This window comes from Streptococcus australis (assembly GCF_019930045.1).
GTDB lineage: Bacteria > Bacillota > Bacilli > Lactobacillales > Streptococcaceae > Streptococcus > Streptococcus australis_D.
The window spans coordinates 1-17,737 of record NZ_JAHZQQ010000042.1; the positions used below are offsets into that span (position 1 = coordinate 1).

General features: G+C 46.2%; 17 protein-coding genes. 12 read left to right on the forward strand and 5 right to left on the reverse strand.

Going from position 1 to position 17,737, the window contains the following annotated elements:
• The first annotated feature begins 294 nt into the window (after positions 1-294).
• From rexB to K1J10_RS08115, 3 genes are read left to right on the forward strand one after another with little or no spacing between them, the layout of a single operon-like run.
• On the forward strand, positions 295-3,573 hold the full coding sequence (gene rexB, locus K1J10_RS08105; RefSeq protein WP_223356673.1) for an ATP-dependent nuclease subunit B: 3,279 nt from the start codon (positions 295-297) through the stop codon (positions 3,571-3,573).
• The gene (gene addA, locus K1J10_RS08110) at positions 3,570-7,253 is read left to right on the forward strand and encodes a helicase-exonuclease AddAB subunit AddA (RefSeq protein ID WP_223356676.1); all 3,684 of its coding nucleotides are present in this window, start codon (positions 3,570-3,572) and stop codon (positions 7,251-7,253) included. The genes rexB and addA overlap by 4 nt, the downstream gene beginning before the upstream one ends.
• A complete protein-coding gene (locus tag K1J10_RS08115; protein WP_006596526.1) occupies positions 7,250-7,555 on the forward strand; it encodes a DUF4298 domain-containing protein in 306 nt (101 codons plus the stop codon). The genes addA and K1J10_RS08115 overlap by 4 nt, the downstream gene beginning before the upstream one ends.
• A 263-nt stretch (positions 7,556-7,818) precedes the next feature.
• On the opposite strand, the gene K1J10_RS08120 is transcribed toward K1J10_RS08115, so the two are convergent.
• From K1J10_RS08120 to K1J10_RS08135, 4 genes are all read right to left on the reverse strand, one after another.
• Positions 7,819-8,004, reverse strand: a complete 186-nt coding sequence (locus K1J10_RS08120) for a hypothetical protein (RefSeq protein WP_006596525.1) — start codon at positions 8,002-8,004, stop codon at positions 7,819-7,821.
• A gap of 32 nt (positions 8,005-8,036) precedes the next feature.
• The gene (locus K1J10_RS08125) at positions 8,037-8,393 is read right to left on the reverse strand and encodes a class Ib ribonucleoside-diphosphate reductase assembly flavoprotein NrdI (RefSeq protein WP_006596524.1); all 357 of its coding nucleotides are present in this window, start codon (positions 8,391-8,393) and stop codon (positions 8,037-8,039) included.
• Positions 8,394-8,741, reverse strand: a complete 348-nt coding sequence (locus K1J10_RS08130; RefSeq protein WP_006596523.1) for a hypothetical protein — start codon at positions 8,739-8,741, stop codon at positions 8,394-8,396.
• Between the two features lie 209 nt (positions 8,742-8,950).
• Positions 8,951-9,517, reverse strand: coding sequence for a TetR/AcrR family transcriptional regulator (locus K1J10_RS08135; RefSeq protein WP_006597143.1), 567 nt, complete (start codon positions 9,515-9,517; stop codon positions 8,951-8,953).
• 151 nt (positions 9,518-9,668) lie between these two features.
• Between K1J10_RS08135 and K1J10_RS08140 the strand changes: the two genes are divergently transcribed.
• Complete coding sequence (locus tag K1J10_RS08140) at positions 9,669-10,622, forward strand: hypothetical protein (RefSeq protein WP_223356677.1); 954 nt, start codon at positions 9,669-9,671, stop codon at positions 10,620-10,622.
• 466 nt (positions 10,623-11,088) lie between these two features.
• Here the strand turns inward: K1J10_RS08140 and K1J10_RS08145 are convergent, their stop codons facing one another.
• On the reverse strand, positions 11,089-11,259 hold the full coding sequence (locus K1J10_RS08145) for a DUF3042 family protein (protein WP_003002781.1): 171 nt from the start codon (positions 11,257-11,259) through the stop codon (positions 11,089-11,091).
• Between the two features lie 83 nt (positions 11,260-11,342).
• On the opposite strand from K1J10_RS08145, the gene miaA reads away from it, so the two are divergent.
• From miaA to K1J10_RS08185, 8 genes are all read left to right on the forward strand, one after another.
• A complete protein-coding gene (gene miaA, locus K1J10_RS08150) occupies positions 11,343-12,233 on the forward strand; it encodes a tRNA (adenosine(37)-N6)-dimethylallyltransferase MiaA (RefSeq protein WP_306790299.1) in 891 nt (296 codons plus the stop codon).
• Positions 12,220-13,470: a GTPase HflX gene (gene hflX / locus K1J10_RS08155; protein WP_223356682.1), complete on the forward strand. Its 1,251-nt coding sequence runs from the start codon at positions 12,220-12,222 to the stop codon at positions 13,468-13,470. Before miaA ends, hflX begins: the two co-directional genes overlap by 14 nt.
• Positions 13,454-14,074 (forward strand): cystathionine beta-lyase, encoded by a 621-nt coding sequence (locus K1J10_RS08160; RefSeq protein WP_398577099.1) that lies wholly within the window; start codon positions 13,454-13,456, stop codon positions 14,072-14,074. The genes hflX and K1J10_RS08160 overlap by 17 nt, the downstream gene beginning before the upstream one ends.
• A 10-nt stretch (positions 14,075-14,084) precedes the next feature.
• Complete coding sequence (gene rnz, locus K1J10_RS08165) at positions 14,085-15,014, forward strand: ribonuclease Z (protein WP_223356684.1); 930 nt, start codon at positions 14,085-14,087, stop codon at positions 15,012-15,014.
• 1 nt (position 15,015) lies between these two features.
• Positions 15,016-15,771, forward strand: coding sequence for an SDR family NAD(P)-dependent oxidoreductase (locus K1J10_RS08170; RefSeq protein ID WP_223356685.1), 756 nt, complete (start codon positions 15,016-15,018; stop codon positions 15,769-15,771).
• Positions 15,772-15,781: 10 nt separating this feature from the next.
• Positions 15,782-16,492: a class I SAM-dependent methyltransferase gene (locus K1J10_RS08175; protein ID WP_195214005.1), complete on the forward strand. Its 711-nt coding sequence runs from the start codon at positions 15,782-15,784 to the stop codon at positions 16,490-16,492.
• Position 16,493: 1 nt separating this feature from the next.
• Complete coding sequence (locus K1J10_RS08180; RefSeq protein WP_195214004.1) at positions 16,494-16,898, forward strand: GNAT family N-acetyltransferase; 405 nt, start codon at positions 16,494-16,496, stop codon at positions 16,896-16,898.
• Between the two features lie 334 nt (positions 16,899-17,232).
• Positions 17,233-17,667, forward strand: a complete 435-nt coding sequence (locus K1J10_RS08185; RefSeq protein ID WP_223356686.1) for a hypothetical protein — start codon at positions 17,233-17,235, stop codon at positions 17,665-17,667.
• Positions 17,668-17,737: the final 70 nt, after the last annotated feature.

A 17,737-nucleotide genomic window follows, 5' to 3' on the forward strand; every position in this document is an offset into this window, starting at 1 on the left:
TTATGCTGTTTTTCGCAATTCTAGTATATCAGATGAACGTGTCTTTTGTGTTGCACTTCATTTTACAACAGGGCAAGTTTTATTTCTGTTAAAATGACTCAAAAATATAGAAAGACTTTTATAAAAAAATTATCTAACCATTTTATGTCAAAATTAGTTGGTATAAAATTTAAAACTGGACGTTTTGTACAGTTTTTTTATCTGCTTTGACTTGCCAGAACTCTAGGAAAAACCCTGTAGAAAAGGCGCAAAGATGGTATAATAGAACTATCATTTTACAGGAATTCTAACATTATGAAATTAGTCTATACAGATATTCGAACGCCTTTAACCCAGGTCTTGGTGGATGAAGCCAATCGCTTGGTTACTGAAGGGAAGCGGGTCTTTTATATCGCACCCAACTCTCTGTCCTTCGAAAAGGAAGGAAAGGTCTTGCAACTCCTTGACCAGAAGGCTTCTTTTGCCATTACCATTACGCGCTTTGCTCAGATGGCGCGCTATTTTACCCTCAATGAAAGTCACCAGCAGGAGTCGCTCGATGATATCGGTCTCGGCATGCTCTTTTTTAAGGTGCTTTCTCAGATGCCGGATGAAGAGCTCAAGGTCTACGCCCGTCTCAAGAAGGATCCCCAGTTTATCCAACAATTGATCCATCTCTTTCATGAGTTGCAGTCTGCCCAGATGACAGCATCCGACTTGGATGCCTTGCCAGATCAGGAAAAGAGAGAAGATCTGGTCCATATCTTGAAGGCTGTTCAAGACCAGTTAGTTGCAGGCGCCTTTGAGTCTGAGTCTAAGTTGGCTAGTTTTGCCTCTCACCTTATCAAGGGAGATTTGGATGAGGAGTTAAAGGATTTGGCCTTAGTGATTGATGGCTTTACCCGTTTCTCAGCTGAGGAGGACTACCTGGTTCATTTGTTACATGACAAGGGTGTCGAGATCATTATCGGGGCCTATGCCAGTGAGAAGGCCTATCGCTCGAGCTTTCGTGAGGGCAATCTCTACCAGGCCAGTGTCGATTTCTTGCTAGACTTGGCTAGGACCTACCAGGTCACGCCAAGCTATGTCGGTCAAGGAAAAGAGGATGCCTTTAGCCGCATGACGCGGATATTGGAAGCTCGCTATGACTTTACAGAAGTCGATGTAGAGCTGTCTGATCAAGATCGAGAAGCTGTAGAGATTTGGACCTGCAACCATCAAAAGGAAGAGCTAGAAGCCGTCGCTCGCTCTATTCGACAACGTTTGTATGAGGGGGCGCGTTACAAAGACATTCGGGTCCTCTTGGGAGATGTGGATGCTTATCAGCTCCAGCTCAAGACCATCTTTGACCAGTACCAGATTCCTTTCTATCTCGGAAAGAGTGAATCCATGGCCCAGCATCCCCTGGTCCAATGGGTGGAATCCTTGGACCGTCTTCGTCGCTACCGTTTTTTGACCGAAGATGTGGTCAATCTCTTGAAGACAGGGCTCTATGGGACGCTAACACGAGAGGATATCGACCATTTCGAACAATATGTTTGCTTTGCAGAGATCAAGGGTCTGGCTGCCTTTTCTCGTGACTTTACAGCCAACCACCAGGACAAATTTGACCTAGAGCGTCTCAATCAGATTCGCCAGCAAGTCATCAATCCTCTGCAGGAATTTTATAAGACCAAGAGCCAGACTAGCCAAGGACTGCTGAAGAAGTTTGCCCAGTTTTGCCAGGAGGGTCAGTTGGCTCAAAATATGCAACAGTTGGCCGGTCGTGGTTCAGAGCAGGAGATGGAACGCTATGATCAAGTCTGGAAGTCCTTTAGCCATGTACTAGAGCAATTTGCCCAAGTTTTTGAACAGATGAAGGTGACTTTGGATGATTTCCTAAGCATCCTCTTATCAGGGATGTTGTTGGCAAGTTATCGGACGGTTCCAGCGACTGTCGATGTGGTGACGGTTCAGTCCTATGATTTGATTGAGCCTTTATCAGCTCCTTATGTCTATGCCATTGGTTTGACCCAGGAGCGCTTCCCTAAGATTGCCAAGGACCAATCCTTGCTGACGGATGAGGAGCGTCAGGTCTTGAACCAAGCTTCAGACGAACAGGCCAATCTCCAAATTGCCAGTCAGGACAACTTACGGAAGAATCGCTTCGTCGCCCTGTCCCTCTTCAATGCAGCCACCAAACAGTTGGTCTTGTCCAGTCCTATTTTAGTCAACGAGGTGGATGACAAGATGTCCCCTTACTTGCTCGAGCTGACCAAGGCCCCCCTCAATTTATCTGTCATTTCGAAGAAGGCAACAGCCTCTAGTCAAGACATGGGTTCTTACCAGGCTCTCTTAGCTCGATTGATTGAATTGCACCAGGGAGAAATTGACCAGGAGTTGAGCAAGGAAGAAGCGACCTTCTGGGCGGTTGCCATTCGTGTCCTTCGGAAGAAATTAGCGTCAGAAGACTTGCACATCCCACAAATTAGCCAAAACTTGACGACCAAGGTCCTAGAAGATGAGACCCTTGAAGCCCTTTATCCTAAAGGTCAGGCTCTGTCTTTATCTGCTTCAGCTCTCAACACCTACTACCAAAACCAATACAGCTATTATCTCCACTATGTCTTGGGCTTGCAAGAGGAGTGGCACTTGCGACCAGATGCGAGAAGCCATGGGAATTTCTTGCACCGAATTTTTGAACGGGTGCTAAAAGATCCTTCAGAAGGAGATTTTGATGAGCGCTTGAACAAGGCCATTCGCGAAACCAGCCAGGAGACAGAGTTTGCCCTCCTTTATCAGGAGAATGCCATGGCTGCTTTTTCAAAAGAATTGCTTCTGGATACCGCTCGGGCAACGGGACGTGTCCTCGCTCACAATGATCGCATTGAAACCATTGGAGAAGAAGCTCTCTTCGGCCAGGCAGATCGTCCCTTCTTAACCCTAGAAGATGGTCGTCCGCTCTTGGTCAAGGGCAAGGTCGATCGGATTGACCGGCTGTCTGATACAGGAGCTTTGGGAGTGGTGGACTACAAGTCCAGTGAGACCAAGTTTAATTTTGAGAAGTTCTTTAACGGTCTCAACTCCCAATTGCCAACCTATCTGTCCGCTATCAAAGACTTTCAGGACTTTGATCCTGACAAGGGGATTTTTGGAGCCATGTACTTGCAGATGACGGATCCTTTGGTGCCTCTCAAGGATACCAAGGCGGTCGATGATGCTGTCCAAGCCGTTCTAAAAACCCAGCAATACAAGGGCCTTTTCTTGGCAGATCAGGCTAGCCAACTTGGCGAGCATTATGAGAAAAACAAGGCCATGCTCCTGAGTCAAGAGGAGCTAGACCTGCTCTTGCTCTACAATGCCCATCTCTATCAAGAGGCAGCCGAGGGGATTTTGTCTGGTAACTTTGCGATCAACCCTTATACTGAAAATGGACGAAGCATTGCTCCCTATGTAGAACAATACAAGTCGATTACGGGATTTGAAGCCAATCTCCACCTGGGACAAGCCCGCTTCTTGGAGAAATTGGATCCAAGACAGTACGAGAAACGCCCAGTCGGTGACAAGCTCCGCCAGGCCTGGCTAGAAAAAATGAAGGAGGAATTGAATCAATGAAACCGATTGAATTTTTAAGTCCCAAGCAGATTCAAGACCTCCAAATCCAGGAGGCCCAGTCTGACAAGGAACGAAAACGGACCCCTGAGCAGATAGAAGCCATCTATTCATCAGGGACCAATATCCTGGTTTCGGCTTCGGCTGGTTCTGGGAAGACCTTTGTCATGGTCCAACGGATCCTGGATCAATTGCACCGGGGGATTTCCATCCAGCAATTGTTCATCTCGACCTTTACCGTCAAAGCAGCGACTGAGCTCAAGGAACGGTTAGAAAAAGAGTTGGAGAAGAGCCTTAAGGCAAGCCAGGATGAGGAGCTCAAGCACCACTTGGCCCAACAAATTGCAGAATTACCAACTAGTGATATCGGAACCATGGATGCCTTCACGCAGCGCCTGGTCTCTAAATATGGCTATTTATTAGGCCTCTCCCCGACCTTTCGCATCCTCCAAAGTGCGAGCGAGCAGTACTTGCTCAAGAATGACTGTTTTGAACAAGTCTTTGAGCGCTTTTATGAGGAGCATGGGCCTGACCGCCTCTTTAGTCGTCTGGTCAAGAACTTTACAGGAAAGGGCAAGTCGCTAGCTGGCTTTAAGGACCAGGTTTATGCCCTGGTAGACTTCCTCCAATCCACTGCGGATCTCCAAGCCTGGCTTGAGGAGTCCTTTCTCAAAGGCTATCAGGACCTGGACTATGATGAAGCCTTGGACCAGTTGGCCCAAGGGGTAAAAGAGCAACTCTTTGAACTGGAATCTTTCTTTACCTTCCACCTGGCCAATGAAGGTCAAGTCTTTGCAGGGGCCAAGTACCAAGAGAATGTCACCGCTATTCAAGACTTAATCGCTAGTCTCAATGAGAAATCCAGCCAGGAAGCTATCTTTGAGGTCTTGGAGCGGGTGATCTTGATCTCCCGTGCTAGCGGAGGACGAAGTCTGGCCATCACGACACGAAAAGAAGACCTGAAAGAGCTAGCTACGGCCTTCAATGACGAACGTAAGGAACGCATCGAAGCCTTGCGGGCTGCAGCTTCCCAGCACTACCAACTAACCTATCAGATTCGCTTCAAGGATGAACCCTTGCCTTTGCTAGTATTGCTCAGGGACTTTGTCCAAGCTTTCTCCTCCGCTTATTTGGAGCGCAAGAAGCAGGAAAATGCCTTTGAATTTGGCGACATCAGCCATTTTGCCATCCAGATTCTTGAAGAATTCCCTCATATCCGCAGTCTCTATCAGGAGCGTTACCACGAGGTTATGGTCGATGAGTACCAGGATACCAACCACACCCAAGAGCGGATGTTGGAACTCTTGTCCAGTGGCCACAACCGCTTCATGGTGGGAGATATCAAGCAGTCCATCTACCGTTTCCGTCAAGCAGATCCTCAGATTTTTAATGACAAGTTTAAGGCCTACCAAGAAGACAGGGCTGATGGTAAGTTAATCCTGCTCAAGGAGAATTTCCGTAGCCATGTAGAAGTCTTAGAGGCGACCAACCATGTCTTTGAACGGCTCATGGATGAGGAAGTTGGGGAGATTCTCTATGACCAGAGCCACCGCTTGATTGCGGGCAATCCGGATAAGAAAGAGCCGACACCCGCCTATGAAACTGAGTTCCTGCTCTACGATGGCAGTCAGGATGTGGCTGAAGCAGCTGAAGAAGATGAGCAAGAAGGGGATAGCCTATCCTCAGGTGAAGTCCTTTTGGTCATCAAGGAGATTATTCGCCTCCACAACGAAGAAGGGGTTTCCTTTAAGGATATCACACTCTTGACGGCGTCTCGGACTCGCAACGACAAGGTGCTGGCAGCTTTTGAAGCCTATCAGATTCCCATTGTTGCGGATGGTGGAGAGGAAAACTACCTCCAGTCGGTTGAAGTCATGGTCCTCTTGGATACCCTCCGGACCATTAACAATCCCTTGCAGGACTATCCCTTGGTGGCCCTCATGAAATCAGCCATGTTTGAGTTTGATGAGGACCAGTTGGCTCGCTTAGCCTTACAGGGAGTTGAAGGCAAGAAGGCAGAGAATCTCTATGAGAAACTGCAACACGCCCTAGACCAGACAGGGAGTGCTCCTCATTTGATCGATTCCAGCTTGAGAGAGAAGCTCACTCGCTTTATGGAGACGTTGGATAGCTGGCGTGACTATGCCCAGACGCATTCTCTCTATGACCTGCTCTGGAAGATTTACCAAGATCGCCACTATTATGATTATGTGGGTGCCCTGCCAAATGGAGCCCAACGGCAGGCCAATCTCTATGCCTTGACACTTCGGGGAAATGACTTCGAAAGCTCTAGTTTCAAAGGTTTGCCACGCTTCATCTCCATGATTGATAAGATTCTGGAAAACCAACACGACTTGGCCAATGTCGCCCAGGCAGTTCCTAAGGATGCTGTCCAGCTCATGACCATCCATAAGAGTAAGGGACTCGAGTTTCCTTATGTCTTTATCCTCAATACTGACAAAAAGTTTGTCGGCAAGGAACTTTCGACCAATGCTGTCATCAGTCGAAAAAATGGGGTCGGGATCAAGTATGTTGCGAATCTCCCCGTCGAGTCTGATCAAGAGGGACTTCCCGAGTCGGTACGCTTGGTCATTGAGACTCTGCCTTACCAGCGGAATGTCGAGGAAATTCGTCTAGCAGCCTTGTCGGAGCAGATGCGCCTCCTCTATGTCGCTATGACCCGGGCAGAGCGCAAGCTCTATCTGGTGGGCAAGGGCCGGCAGGATAAGTTAGAAGAGAAAAAATGGGGAGCCAGTGTCAATGGACGCTTGAGTCCAGCCCTTCGTAAGGAGATCAATTGTTTTCAAGACTGGCTCTATGCCATCCAGGCAGTCTTTGCCCAGCAACACTTGGCCTATCAGACCCGCTTTGTGACCGACCAAGACTTGACGCCGGAGCAAATCGGTCACTTGGAGTTGAAGTCTTCTCTCCCAGTCGATGACCTCAAGGACAACCGGCAATCAGAAGAGATTCGCCGGGCCTTAGATGTCTTAGAATCAGTGGACCGGCTCAACACCCAGTACCAAGCAGCCATCCAACTCCCTAGCGTACGGACTCCAAGTCAAATCAAAAAATTCTATGAACCCATTCAAGATATTGACGGAGTGGACTTCATGGAAAAAGCGGATCTTGCCTTACCAAGCTTTGAGTTTCCAACCTTTGGCAAGGAAGAAGCTGTGACAGGGGCGGCAGTCGGTAGTGCCCTGCACGAACTGATGCAACGGATCCCATTGACGACGGTTCCAACCATGGAGAGCCTAGCAATGGTCCTCCAAGAGGTCAATGCCAGTCCGGCTGTCAAGAAGCGGATCGACCTCAAGAAGGTCTTGGCCTTCTTCCAGACCGACTTGGGCCAACTCTTGCTGAAAGAGTCCGACAAGGTCCATCGTGAAGCGCCCTTTGCCATGCTCAAGACGGATCCAGCTAGTGGCCAGGACTTTGTGGTCCGGGGGATCTTAGACGGCTACCTACTGTTGGAAGATCGGATCCTTCTCTTTGACTACAAGACAGATCGTTACAGGAATCCTCAAGAATTGCTGGATCGCTACCAAGCCCAACTGGAACTCTACGCAGAAGCCCTCCGACGCTCTTATGGGGTGGACCGGCTTGAATCCTATTTGATTTTACTGGGTGGTGAGCAGCTGCAAGTCGTTTCTCTAGCAGATAGAAAGGATCCATCATGACGCCTATCGAACGAATCCAAGAGATGGAAAGCCATCTCAAGGTCTACCAAGGCTTAATCGAAGAGCTTGAAGCCTGTTTGCAACGAGTGGAAGCTGGCCAGTCTCGCTATATCACCCTTCGCGATTACTACACTAGCCAGGTCTACATGGAGGATGTCGAACTGTCCAATCAACCAGACTTTCCTGAAGAGGTCTACTGTGGCGTCTTATCGGAAGATGCCGTCTACGATTTGTTGGACGAGCACTACCAAAAGGCAGTGGAAATGCTAGACCTTGCGACTAAGATGTTAAAAGAACGATAAGAACACAAAAAGAGAGTGGGACAGAAATCGGTAATTCGTTAGAATTCGATTTCGTCGTCCCACCTCCGCACAGTTGAGTAGGGCTGTAAAAGCTGATGAAATCAGCGTAGTAGAGCCCACTCAACCACTGCGTCTTGCTCGACAATCCAAAGACAATTGAGAGGCTAGGACTTTTGTTCCATCCTCTATTGATACGCAAAACAGGTCAACAGATGATCTAAAAATCATTGAACAAATTAAGCTCTTCTATTTTGACAAAAAAGTCAATCTTTCTGTGACGCACTGGAAGTTGCGTCTACCTGATTCTGATCTGCTTCTTCTTGTTTAGAAGAATTTCTTTCCGTCTTATCTAAAGTGTCGGGCTCTTTCTGTACATGCCCGCAGGCCGTTAGGATAAAGACAGAAATCAGAGCCAGAAACAAGCTCCCAATTTTCTTGAATCTAGACATACGAGTCCTCCATTTTACGAAACTTGATGAGACTAGCACTCCGCCAAAAATTCCTGCACAGTCTCGACATCTTCTGGACTACCGCCTCGGTCAATATCGCAGATATGCTGGAGCCCATATTTTTCGATAATCAAGGCAGTCGCCCCGCAGAAGGTCCGGCCGTGTTTAACAGAGTCACCATTATTAACAAAACCTTTAATCAGCCCAGGATGTTTCTTGATAAAGCGTTTGGTAGACCAGGGAATTTTCCCAGCACCAGCATTTCGAGTAATGAGAATACAGGGCTCTTCCAGTTTCTCCTTGATAGTCTGGGTCGGATAGCCCAGTGATTCTGCAAATCGTTTACCAATACCAGTATTTGAATCATAAACTACAATCATCTTCATCACCTACTTTCTTAAAAAAAGGATAGCAAACCAAGCCGCAAAGCCTAAAACCACGACATCTGAGATGAGCATAAGCATGAACTCTAAATCTGGCATCATGTGAATGTACATCAGCAATGACAAAGTTGTCAAAGCCAGTGCCGTCAGCTTAACAACTGCCGGCAAGCCCGGAATCAAAGCTGCTCCGATCAGGACAACGATGAGACCTCCGACTAAAAATGACTGAAAATCCACACTTAAACTAAAACCAACTGTCGCACCGCCGTAACCAATGGTCAAAAGACCAATCAGCACCAGACAGATACCCAAAATAGCCAATCCGCTCATAGCAAATCCTCCTTGCTTATTCATTCATTTCCTCACTTTCCGTTTTTGAATGAACGATTTCTAATATTCATTCAAAACTTTTTAAAAAATAATTCACTTTATACTTATCCAATCACATTTCTTGAATACCTTCCAATTCCTATTCGCACTACATAAGACATCACCTCCTTTTGTTTATGAATGAATGATTTTAAAAATTCATTCATGCTTGCTTCTAAGTAAAGGAATTTCCTCTATTTGGAAAAAATCCCCTTAACAAAATATTTCACTAAAGTCTCAAGACTATCGAAGTAGCCTGAAAATTCCTGCTCTGTGACATGCATGTCTATGTAATAAATCAAGTCATAAACCTTCATGATCTCAGCTATTTTCTCCTTCGAAAAGCCCTCTTCCTGCAAGCGCTGGCTGAAGGTCTGAATCAGAAACTGATGAAAGGCATTGGATGCTCGTCCGGCATCCTGATTATAGTAATCGTGCAGAATCTGAGAAATGCCTGGCTTGTTCCACTCAGCCAGAATTTTATTGGGTGAAATCAACTCAAAAGTGACTGCAAAAAGCTGCTCAACGATTGCCTCGGGCTCGCCCTGCCAGTCTACGCGTTGCATGATTCCCTCACGTATATGGCTATTTTCAGCTACATAAACCTCCAAGAAGATAGCTTCCTTGGACTCATAATACTTGTAAAATGATCCGACAGCCATATGGCTTCTCTTAGCAATATCAGAAATTCCAGCTGCCTTATAGCCTTTTTCTGCAAATACTTCTCTAGCCGCAGCCAAGAGCTCATTTTTTTTATCCATTTCCATGCCTCTTTTATGAATGAATCAATCTATATATTCATTCATATTTTAACACATTCTTGCCATTTGTCAAGCATTTATGCTATACTATACAAAAAAGATAGTTTGCTAATCAAATTATTTTTTTGTACTATATTTTGGAAGTTGAGCTATGCTCAAGGAAAGACGTAACCAGGGTACCATCGCCCTACTGGTAATTACTTTTATTTTTCTAGCAGTTGCTGCAGTGATGGGATTTATCCAATACCAAAAAGTCAACACCAAGACTGCCTATGACCGAAATAGCAATCCCGGAGCAGATTCAGCAGTCTATGCTGAAGTGTCATATATTTTTCCAGAGGCTCTGATTGAAGTAGAAGATAATACTCAAGTTTGGCTGGTTGCTTACCAAGACGGATATGTTGGTCTGCAGGCTAAAAAGGGAGACAAACAGATTGCCCAGCTCTTGGAAAAAGAGAAAAAGGGCGAGCTGGAAAAAAATCCTGTCCGAATCGTTGGCTCCTATGTTAATGCTAACTCCCCTAAAAAAAATCAGGGATATATCTCTAATTATGGCAGCCTCGTTCGCGGTCTCCTAGCAGACAATCCCGAAGTCATCACAGTAATGTCAAGCAGCTCCTATATCTCTATCACTGAATTTGAATCTGACAATCTTGCATTCATGTTCTACATTCTGTTTTTGATTGGACTCTGTGTTTTCTTTGTCGTTATAGGAATTATCGGCCACAAGAAAAATATCGCTGCCTACGAAGAAATCTATGCAGCCTATCCAGAGGCCAAGAACAATCTCAATATCCTGCTGGAACAAGCTTCTTTCCACGACGATGTGCTGAAAATTGCTGTTTATAAAGACCATCTCATTGCCTACTATAGAGGTTTCAAGGCGATTGATCTCAAACAGGTCGTCCATCTCTACCACCACATTCTCACCATGCATCGTGGTTTCGTTGCTTCAAACAGAAACTCAACCTTAGTTGCTGTTCGAAACAATCAAAAGAAATACCAAATGCCTATTAAGAACATTGGTAAAACAACAGACACTAAACTTCAGTCAACCTTTGACTACCTCTACAACCACTTCCCTCATATCCGATTGGGAGTGTAATATCACATAAAGAGAGTGGGACAGAAATCGGTAATTCATTAGAATTCGATTTCGTTGTCCCACCTCCGGACAGTTGAGTAGGGCTATAAAAGCTGATGAAATCAGCGTAGTAGAGCCCACTCAACCACTGCGTCTTGCTCGACAATCCAAAGACAATTGAGAGGCTAGGACTTTTGTCCCAGTCTCTTCAAATTGAAGATAAAGTCTTTTGAAAAACTTTCCTTAGGTGAGTGCGGACGTCAGCGAACTTCGTAGAAGTTCCATGACTTAGTTTTGAACCTAAGGTTTCAAAACTATCGAGTGCTTGAACCATAGTGGTTCAAGCACTTTTTCTCACGGCGGAAAGTTTTAGATTTGCTTAAATGCTTATCTAATAAAAAATTTTTGAAATATTATCTAGCTAGTTAATGTAAAAATAGTTTGTTTCCATTCAAAAAACTCCGGTTTCCCGGAGTTTTTTGATTGATTAGTGTGATACGCGACGACGTGCTGCTTTTTTACGGTTTTCTTCGATGAAAGCTGCTTTTTGTTCTTCAGGCTCGATTACTTTTTTCTTGAATGTGTAAACTGCACCTGCTACAGCAGCAACTGTACCAGCAACACCAGTAACAAAACCTTTACCAAATCCTTTAGCCATGAGAATTTCTCCTTTTCTGAACTTTAAATATTTATGTTATAATATATGGTAACGAAAAAATGCGATTTTTGCAAGGAAAAACGATGAAAAACAAGATAATTGTGATAGTGGGACCGACCGCTGTTGGGAAAACAGCCCTCGCTATCGAGGTGGCCCAGCGCTTTCAGGGCGAGGTCATCAGTGGGGACAGTCAGCAAGTCTACCGCACACTAGATATTGGAACAGCCAAGGCCAGTCCAGAAGAGCAGGCAGCAGCTCCCCATCATCTGATTGATGTCCGTGAGGTGACAGAGACCTACTCGGCTTATGATTTTGTCAAAGAGGCCAGCCAAGCCATCGATGAGATTCAAGAACGGGGCCATCTTCCCATTATCGCTGGAGGAACAGGTCTCTATGTCCAGAGTCTCTTAGAAGGTTATCACCTAGGAGGGGATGTTGCTCATGAGGATATCCTAGCCTATCGGGAGTCCTTGTCCCCTCTCACTGATGAAGAACTATTTGAGCGAGTAGCAAAAGAGGGAATTAAGATCCCGCAGATCAATCGTAGACGGGCCATGCGAGCTTTAGAGATTGCCCATTTCGGTCAGGACTTGGAAAATCAAGCTCCTGCCTATGAACCCTATATCATCTGTTTAGATGATGATCGCCAAGCCTTGTATGACCGCATCAATCAACGGGTGGATCTCATGGTTGAGCAGGGCTTGATAGAAGAAGCCCAGTGGCTCTATCACAACCATCCTGAGGTTCAGGCGGCTAAGGGGATTGGCTACAAGGAGCTCTTCCCTTATTTCAAGGGTGAGCAAAGCTTAGAGGAGGCCCTGGAGCAACTCAAACAAAATACACGCCGTTTTGCTAAACGCCAGTTGACCTGGTTCCGCAATCGGATGATGGTCCATTTTTACCAGATTGGAGAAGAAGGCTTTAAGGAGCGGGTTCTTCATGATATAGAAAGATTTTTAGATGATAGAAACTGAGAAAAAACAGGAGCGGGTCCTCATTGTCGGTGTCGAGCTCCAAGGGATGGAAAACTTTGACATGTCCATGGAGGAGTTGGCCAGTCTAGCCAAGACAGCCGGGGCAGAAGTCGTAGGTGTCTACACTCAGAAGAGAGAAAAATACAACAGCAAGACCTTTGTCGGTTCTGGAAAGCTAGAAGAAATTGCCCAAATGGTCGATGCGGATGAGGTTTCGACCGTTGTCGTTAACAACCGTTTGACCCCTCGCCAGAATGTGAATTTAGAAGAAATTTTGGGTGTGAAGGTCATCGACCGGATGCAGCTGATTTTGGATATCTTTGCCATGCGGGCACGAAGCCACGAAGGAAAGCTCCAGGTTCATCTAGCCCAGCTCAAGTACCTCTTGCCCCGTCTCGTGGGTCAAGGGATCATGCTCAGCCGTCAGGCCGGGGGGATTGGTTCCCGTGGACCGGGAGAAAGTCAGCTGGAGTTGAACCGCCGGAGTGTCCGCAATCAAATCACCGATATCGAGCGTCAACTCAAGGTGGTCGAGAAGAACCGTGAAGTGGTCCGGGAAAAACGCCTAGAATCCCCCATCTTTAAGATTGGCTTGATTGGCTATACCAATGCCGGCAAATCAACCATTATGAATGCCTTGACCAGTAAGACCCAATACGAGGCAGATGAACTCTTTGCGACCTTGGATGCGACCACCAAGAGCATTCATCTAACAGGCAATCTACAAGTAACTCTGACAGATACAGTTGGTTTTATTCAGGACTTGCCGACAGAGTTGGTGACCAGTTTTAAGTCGACCCTGGAAGAAAGCAAGAATGTGGATCTCTTGGTCCATGTCATCGATGCCTCTGATCCCAACCATGAAGAGCATGAAAAGACAGTTCTTCAGATCATGAAGGATTTGGAGATGCTGGAGATTCCACGCTTAACTCTCTACAATAAGGCTGATAAGGTCGCGGACTTTACTCCTACTCAGACACCTTATCGCCTGGTTTCGGCCAAGGATCCCGATAGTCGGACTAAACTGCAGGACATTCTACTTGAAAAGATGCAGGAGCTCTTCCATCCCTTTACGATTCAGGTTCCTTTTGATCAAGCCTACCGCATCCATGAATTGGAGACAATTGCCATATTGGCTGAGCGTTCCTATGAGGAAACTGGTGAGGTCATAACAGGCTACATCGCCCCTAAAAATGCATGGAGACTAGAGGAGTTTTATCATCATGGATTATCTTAATATCGCTCTCAGCTATGGAGGCTATACCAGTCTAGACAAGGTCTATTTGGAGCGGGTCTTAGCGGGATTGACAGAAGAGCAAAAGCTCCAGTTTATCACGCCACCGCCCAGTGTCATCAATGCCTATTTTGCTGAGCTTTACCAAAAGAAGAGCCCCAAAGCAGCAACAGACTATTATGAACAAGTCACTGAGGCCTTTGACCTCTATCAGACCAGTCCTAGCTTTGAGGAGGACAAACCATTTGTCCGTCTCAATCTGTCAGGCAAGGCCTATGGCTTTTGCTACCGAGAAAAGGGCTTGGCTCAAGTCTTTGCTCAGCAAGCAGAAGCTATTCGTATGGACCTCTTGTTTGAGATTGCGCAAATCTTCCCTCACTATCTCGTCTATGAAGAGGAAGGCTTGATCTTGATGCGTCCGGTGAACGATCAAGAGGTGGTGGAGACCAAGGAATTGTCAGCTTTGTCTCAATTTGAAGAGTTTTCAGATGGCAGCATCCGCCTGACTGGCTACAACCAGGACGAATTGTCTCAATTGGCTAGGGCCTACCCAGGAAAAATCGCCGTTCGATCGAAAAATCGGACCGCTATGATCTATATAAGTTAGAAAGAATACAATGGAAATTCAATTTTTAGGAACAGGTGCGGGCCAGCCGTCCAAATCTCGTAATGTCTCAAGTCTAGCGGTCAAACTCTTGGATGAGATCAATGAAGTTTGGCTCTTTGACTGTGGAGAAGGGACACAAAACCAAATCTTAGAAACCAGCATCCGTCCTCGAAAAGTCAGCAAGATTTTTATCACCCACTTACACGGGGACCATATCTTTGGTTTACCAGGTTTTCTCTCTAGCCGGGCCTTTCAGGCCAATGAAGAGCAGACGGATCTAGAGATTTATGGACCGGTTGGGATCAAATCCTTTGTCTTGACCAGCCTGCGAGTTTCCGGTTCACGCCTGCCTTACAAGATCCATTTTCATGAGTTCGATGAAGGTTCACTTGGGAGAATCATGGAGACCGATAAGTTCACGGTCTATGCCGAGGGCTTGGACCACACCATTTTCTGTGTCGGCTACCGGGTCATGCAGAAGGATTTGGAAGGGACCCTAGACGCAGACAAGCTCAAGGCAGCAGGGGTTCCATTTGGACCACTTTTTGGCCAGGTCAAAAATGGCCAGGATGTTACCCTGGAAGATGGTACCAAGATCATTGCTGCGGATTATATCTCAGCCCCTCGACCTGGTAAGATCATCACCATCCTGGGAGATACCAGAAAGACCAATGCAAGCGTCAGACTTGCCGTCAATGCAGATGTCCTCGTCCATGAGTCAACCTATGGCAAGGGCGATGAGAAGATTGCTCGTAAGCATGGCCACTCGACCAATATGCAGGCGGCAGAAGTGGCGCGTGAAGCAGGAGCCAAACGCCTTCTACTCAACCATATCAGTGCTCGCTTCCTCTCCAAGGACGTCAGTCAATTGCGCAAGGATGCCGCGACTGTGTTTGAGAAGGTCCATGTGGTCAAGGACTTGGAAGAAGTGGAGATCTAAGATGCGGACTATCATCATCACAGGAGCGAGTGGAGGCATAGCACAGGAAATGGTCAAGCTCCTTCCTGAGGACCGGCTTATTCTCTTAGGCAGAAATCAAGAAAAACTAGAACAAGTCTATGCTGACCATTCTCAAGCCGAATGCATCGGGATCGATATCACCGATTCATTAGCTGTCAAAAAGCTCGTCGAAGAGCTCTATCAGCGCTATGGGCAGATCGATGTCTTGGTCAACAATGCAGGCTATGGGATCTTTGAGGCCTTTGATTGCATTTCTGACCAGCAGGTGCGAGAGATGTTTGAGGTCAACACCTTTGCCCTCATGAACCTCTCACGCTTGATTGGTGCCCACATGAAGACAGCAGGCAAGGGGCACATCGTCAATATCGTAAGTATGGCAGGACTGGTCGCAACAGCCAAATCCAGCCTTTATTCGGCGACCAAGTTTGCGGCCATTGGCTTCTCCAATGCCCTGCGGTTAGAACTCATGCCCTTTGGTGTCCATGTGACGACGGTCAATCCAGGCCCCATTCGGACTACTTTCTTTGACCAGGCAGACCCCGATGGAAGCTATGTCAAGGCTGTAGACCGCTATATTTTGGAGCCTGACTTTGTAGCCAAGAAGATTGTGAAGAACTTTGGAAAAGCAAAACGCGAGCTCAATTTGCCTTGGCTCTTGAACCTGACCCACAAGCTCTATACCCTTTTCCCTCGTATCTCGGACAAGCTAGCCAGCAAGATGTTCAATTACAAATAGGAGGAGCCAGATGGCAGCAAATATCCAAGCCTATTTAGAGAACCTCCGGCAACCCTGGGGACAGATCTATTATGATATCCTTTTTGCTCAATTAAAAGACATCAAGGGAAAACGGGTCCTTGATTTTGGCAGTGGCTTCGGTCTCGTGGCCAATCGCCTGGCGCAAGACAATGAGGTCCTTGCTGTAGAACCAAATGAAGAAATGGTCGCCTTGCGGGTCCAAGACCATCCCTATCAGCAACTGGTCGGAAGTCTGGATCAGTTGGCAAGTCTTGAAGATGCCAGCTTTGAGGTCATCCTCTGCCACAATGTTTTGGAGTATGTAGAGGATCGTGAGGCAGTCCTCAAGGAATTCACCCGGCTCTTGAAACCAGGTGGCCTCCTCTCCATTGTCAAGCACAATGAAGTTGGGCGCGTCCTACAGACTGTCGTCTTTGAAAATGATACTCAGAAGGCGCTTGATCTCTTAGCCGGCCAAGATTTGGAAACCCACTCCATGGGCTTGGCCCAGGCCTATGATTTAGATAGAGCAGTAGAAGACCTATTCCTCGAAGTCCAGGATTACCAAGGAATTCGTGTCTTTTATGGCTTACAGGACAATCGCTTCAAGGGCCAAGAAGGATGGCGAGAGTCCATGCTCAAAATGGAGCTGGCCGTTTGCCAGAAATCCCCTTATCGGGATATGGCCTTCTTCCAGCACTATACCTTAAAAAGGAGTTAAGATGTTAGAGTATAAACAAGAGATTCCAGCGATGGCAGACCTAGTCGCACTCTACAGCTCGGTCGGCTGGACCAATTATACCAACAACCCAACTATGCTAGAAGAAGCTGTCAAAACCAGTCTCTGGCAGTTGGCCGTCTATGATGAGAAAGAGTTCGTCGCCTACATTCGCTTGGTAGGTGATGGCCACTCTGTCATTTTTGTGCAGGACCTCCTGGTACGACCAGATCACCAGCGCCAAGGTATCGGAAGGAAACTTTTAGAAGAGGCTTTAGCGACCTTCCCCAATGTCTATCAACGACTCCTCGTCACGGAACGGAGCGAGAAGAATCTTGCCTTTTACCAATCTCTGGGCTTTGTTGAACTTTCAGAGCAAGCCTGTACAGGGATGATTTATAATAATTGACGGAGAGAGAGTGGGACAGAAATCGGTAATTCGTTAGAATTCGACTTCGTCGTCCCACCTCCGCACAGTTGAGTAGGGCTGTAAAAGCTGATGAAACCAGCGTAGTAGAGCCCACTCAACCACTGCGTCTTGCTCGACAATCCAAAAACAATTAAGAGGCTAGGACTTTTGTCCCAGCCTCTTTTCTTGTTTTTCCTGACATTCCTTGTAAATAATGGTAGAATAGAGCTAGATAAATGAATACGTTGATGAGTAATTCAACTTGTGAGAATCTTTCATCCTATATAGTCCTCTATCTAACTTTTGGAAGTTTTCTATTATTGGAGGTAGACCTATGAAAAACAAAGGTTATTCCCTTTTACTCCTAGTTCCCATTTTATTCTTAACGATGGTTCTAACCAGTTGTAAGATCATGACATCGAGCGATTACAAAAAGGCTAAAGAAGTTGTTAGCAGTGAGCTTGCTCAAGCTGGTCTTCATGGAAAAGTAACCATCACCAAGTTATCTTGGACTGCCCTAGAATTCCCAACTTATCATGTAAGCTACACCTACTCTGAGAAAACCTACGATGATCAAACGGTACGATTGGAAAATGAAACAACTTTTCATGATGACTGGTCAAGTTCATCTATTATTTTTCTTCCAGACTATAAGAAAGTGTTTTTAGAGCAGAAATCCATAAAAAATATCGAGGAAAAACTAGAGAAGGAAATAAAGAAGCAATCTCTCGGCCTTCCAATTGAATTCTCTATCTTTTTAAGTAGATAAATTGTAAAATATAGTGCAACAAAAAAACTCATAGCGTTTCATTGGGGTAAACTGTAAGTATTCACACAAA